The 2,949-nt window shown below is 70.1% G+C and carries 5 protein-coding genes; 3 read left to right on the forward strand and 2 right to left on the reverse strand.

Annotated elements, in window-relative coordinates; genetic code table 11:
• Positions 1 to 66 precede the first annotated feature (66 nt).
• Both rpmB and WA944_RS24610 read left to right on the forward strand, forming a co-directional pair.
• Positions 67 to 261, forward strand: coding sequence for a 50S ribosomal protein L28 (rpmB, locus tag WA944_RS24605; RefSeq protein ID WP_159233911.1), 195 nt, complete (start codon positions 67 to 69; stop codon positions 259 to 261).
• 174 nt (positions 262 to 435) lie between these two features.
• Positions 436 to 747 (forward strand): hypothetical protein, encoded by a 312-nt coding sequence (locus tag WA944_RS24610; RefSeq protein ID WP_526611758.1) that lies wholly within the window; start codon positions 436 to 438, stop codon positions 745 to 747.
• Between the two features lie 16 nt (positions 748 to 763).
• Here the strand turns inward: WA944_RS24610 and WA944_RS24615 are convergent, their stop codons facing one another.
• A complete protein-coding gene (locus tag WA944_RS24615) occupies positions 764 to 1,441 on the reverse strand; it encodes a uracil-DNA glycosylase (protein WP_526647438.1) in 678 nt (225 codons plus the stop codon).
• 28 nt (positions 1,442 to 1,469) lie between these two features.
• Positions 1,470 to 2,435 (reverse strand): thiamine-phosphate kinase, encoded by a 966-nt coding sequence (locus WA944_RS24620; RefSeq protein ID WP_526611761.1) that lies wholly within the window; start codon positions 2,433 to 2,435, stop codon positions 1,470 to 1,472.
• Positions 2,436 to 2,558: 123 nt separating this feature from the next.
• Between WA944_RS24620 and WA944_RS24625 the strand changes: the two genes are divergently transcribed.
• Positions 2,559 to 2,801 (forward strand): Lrp/AsnC ligand binding domain-containing protein, encoded by a 243-nt coding sequence (locus WA944_RS24625; protein WP_526611763.1) that lies wholly within the window; start codon positions 2,559 to 2,561, stop codon positions 2,799 to 2,801.
• Positions 2,802 to 2,949 lie beyond the last annotated feature (148 nt).

The raw sequence follows: 2,949 nt of genomic DNA on the forward strand, positions 1-2,949 counted from the left end.
GGTCAAGCCGCTGATGCGCGGCTGAGGGACCCAGACCCCCACGTACTGATTCGAGGAGTTCTACATATGGCTGCGGTGTGCGATATCTGCGGGAAGGGCCCCGGCTTCGGCAAGTCGGTGTCGCACTCCCATCGCCGGACCAGCCGTCGGTGGAATCCCAACATCCAGCCGGTGCGCGCGGTCGCCCGGCCCGGCGGCAACAAGCAGCGGGTCAACGTCTGCACGTCCTGCCTGAAGGCCGGGAAGGTCTCGCGCGGCTGAACGCCGTGTCGCGCGGCTGAACGCCGTGTCGCTCGGCTGAACGCCGTGTCGCGCGGCTGAACGCCGTGTCGCACACCTGAACCGAGAACTCGGCCGTTTAGCGCTGACTCTGTCGGGTAGGCCAAACCTTGAGGTCGGGCACGAGGCCCGGTCGGAAATGAAATGGCCATACAGATGACATTCGCCGCAAAGGCCCGTCCCGCTCTGATCACCGTCTCCGGGGTTCTGGCCGCCGGATGGTTCCTCGTCGCGTGTGGCGACGATGGAACCGCCGACACCGAGAACACCACCGTCGAGACGACGGAAACCACCCAGACAAGCACCCAGACCACAGAAACCACCACGGAGACCACCGAGCCCGCCGAGACGACGGCGCCCACGGAGACCACCGACGGTGAGAACACCATCGAGATCCCTTCGCCCGACGTGGACATCCCGTCACCGGAGATGCCCGACGTGACGGTCACCCCGAGCCCGGTTCCCTGATCCGCGTCCCTGGGTACTAGGGCAGCCGCCAGTCGACCGGCTCGGCTCCCATCTTCTCCAGCAGGTCGTTGGTCCGGCTGAACGGCCGCGACCCGAAGAACCCCCGTGACGCCGACAGCGGTGACGGATGCGCCGATTCGATGACCGCGGTGTCCCCCAGCATGGGTTTCAGCGTGGCGGCATCGCGTCCCCACAACACTGCGACCAGCGGTTGCCGGCGGGCCACCAGCGCTCGGATCGCGCATTCGGTCACCGCCTCCCAGCCCTTGCCGCGATGCGACGCGGGCATCCCCGGGCGCACCGTGAGCACCCTGTTGAGCAACATCACTCCCTGCTGCGCCCATGGCGTCAGGTCGCCGTTGGCCGGGGCGGGGTGGCCGAGGTCTTCGCGGTACTCGGTGAAGATGTTGGCCAGGCTTCGCGGCAGCGGGCGTACCTCCGCTGCGACCGAGAAGCTCAGCCCGACCGCGTGCCCCGGCGTCGGGTAGGGATCCTGGCCGACGATCAGCACGCGCACCTGTTCGAACGGGAAGCTGAACGCCCGCAGGACGTTCGGACCGGCAGGCAGATACCGCTGGCCATCGGCCAGTTCCGAGCGCAGGAACTCGCCCATCTGCGCGACCTGGGGTTCGACCGGCTCGAGTGCGCGGGCCCAGGCCTCGTCGACCAATTCGCTGAGAGGACGTGCAGTCACGAGAGGCCAACATAGTGTGCGGCGCCGCTCAGAACGACTGCCAGCCCGGATCACCGTCCCACGGGGCGCCGTCCACGGTCACCCGCAGCGGTGTGTCGGCGGCGTCGAGGACGGTGCCGACCGCGCGCCATCCAGGCGGCGGCTGGTCCGGGAACGTCGCGACCAGGGCGTGGTCCTCCCCACCCCCGAGCACCCACTCCAGCGCCGCTGAGCCGGACTCGGCTGCCGCGGCCACCAGGGCGTCGATGTCGGACCGCAGACCGGCGGTGTGCACATCGACACGCACCCCCGAAGCCGACGCGATGTGGTCCAGGTCGGCCAGCAGTCCGTCGGAGACGTCCGACATCGCGGTCGCACCGGCTCGCGCCGCCACCGCACCCTGCCCGTAGGGCGGTTCGGGCATCAGGTGGTACCGGCGCAGTTCGTCGAAACCGCCGATACCGTTGCGCCACAACGTATATCCGGCCGCCGAGCGGCCGAGATGGCCGATCACCGCCACCGTGTCGCCTGGGCGGGCTCCGCCGCGGCGAACCGGTTCGAGCCCGCCGAGGTCGCCGAGCGCCGCCACCGAGATCACCCACTGCGGAGCACGCACCATGTCACCGCCGACGATGCCCGCCCCCAGCAGACCCGCCTCGTGCCACATTCCGTCGGCGAGCTCGACCGCACTGGCGGTCGCGGTGTCACCGGGGGCACCGAACCCGACGACGAACGCCGTGGCGCGGGCCCCCATCGCCTCGATGTCGGCGGCGTTCTGGGCGATCGCCTTGCGGCCCACGTCGTACGGTGTCGACCAGTCGAGCCGGAAGTGGCGGTCCTCGACCAACATGTCGGTACTGACGACGGTCCTGCCATCGGGCGCTGCGACCACCGCCGCGTCGTCGCCGGGGCCGACCGAGACCCACGGCGGCTGACGGCGTCCGGCCACGAGCCGGTCGATGGCGGCGAACTCCCCCACCCCGGCCAGCGACTCGTCCGGGTGATCGCCCGCCATGTCCGGTCCTTCCGTCGCGCTTGCCGCTGCGCCGCGTCTTCGTGCCCTGAACACTCCGCCGACCTGCGGTACGTTTAGTCCCTGCGGCGAGGAGTCTATGCAGCCGGACGGGGGGATAGCGGCGTGGTCGAGGCCTTTGTTCTGATCCAGACCGAGGTCGGTCGCGCCGAGGTGATCGCCAAGCAACTCGTCGGCCTGACCGGGGTGTTGTCGTCGGAGTACGTGACCGGGCCCTACGACGTCGTGGCGCGGGTCGGCGCAGACACCCTCGACGAGCTTCGGACCGCCGTCGTTCCCGGCGTGCAACAGGTGGCTGGGATCACCCGCACCCTGACGTGCCCCATCGCCGACGTGGTGGCGCCCTAGAGTCCAGCGTGATGAACAGCGAAACCGGCGACGGCCCGCCGCGGCCTCTGCTGATCGCGGCGCTCGTCGTGGCCGTCGGCGCCGTTGTCGCGGTCCTCGTCGTCGCCGCCGTCGTGCAGCGCCCGTCCGCACCGGCGCCTGTCGTCAT

This window comes from Mycobacterium sp., from assembly GCF_049683355.1.
Taxonomy (GTDB): Bacteria; Actinomycetota; Actinomycetes; order Mycobacteriales; family Mycobacteriaceae; genus Mycobacterium.

Coding starts and splice junctions, on each gene's coding strand:
- rpmB (WP_159233911.1), top strand. CDS start 67: ATGGCTGCGGTGTGCGATATCTGCGGGAAGGGCCCCGGCTTCGGCAAG.
- WA944_RS24610 (WP_526611758.1), top strand. CDS start 436: ATGACATTCGCCGCAAAGGCCCGTCCCGCTCTGATCACCGTCTCCGGG.
- WA944_RS24620 (WP_526611761.1), bottom strand. CDS start 2,435: ATGGCGGGCGATCACCCGGACGAGTCGCTGGCCGGGGTGGGGGAGTTC.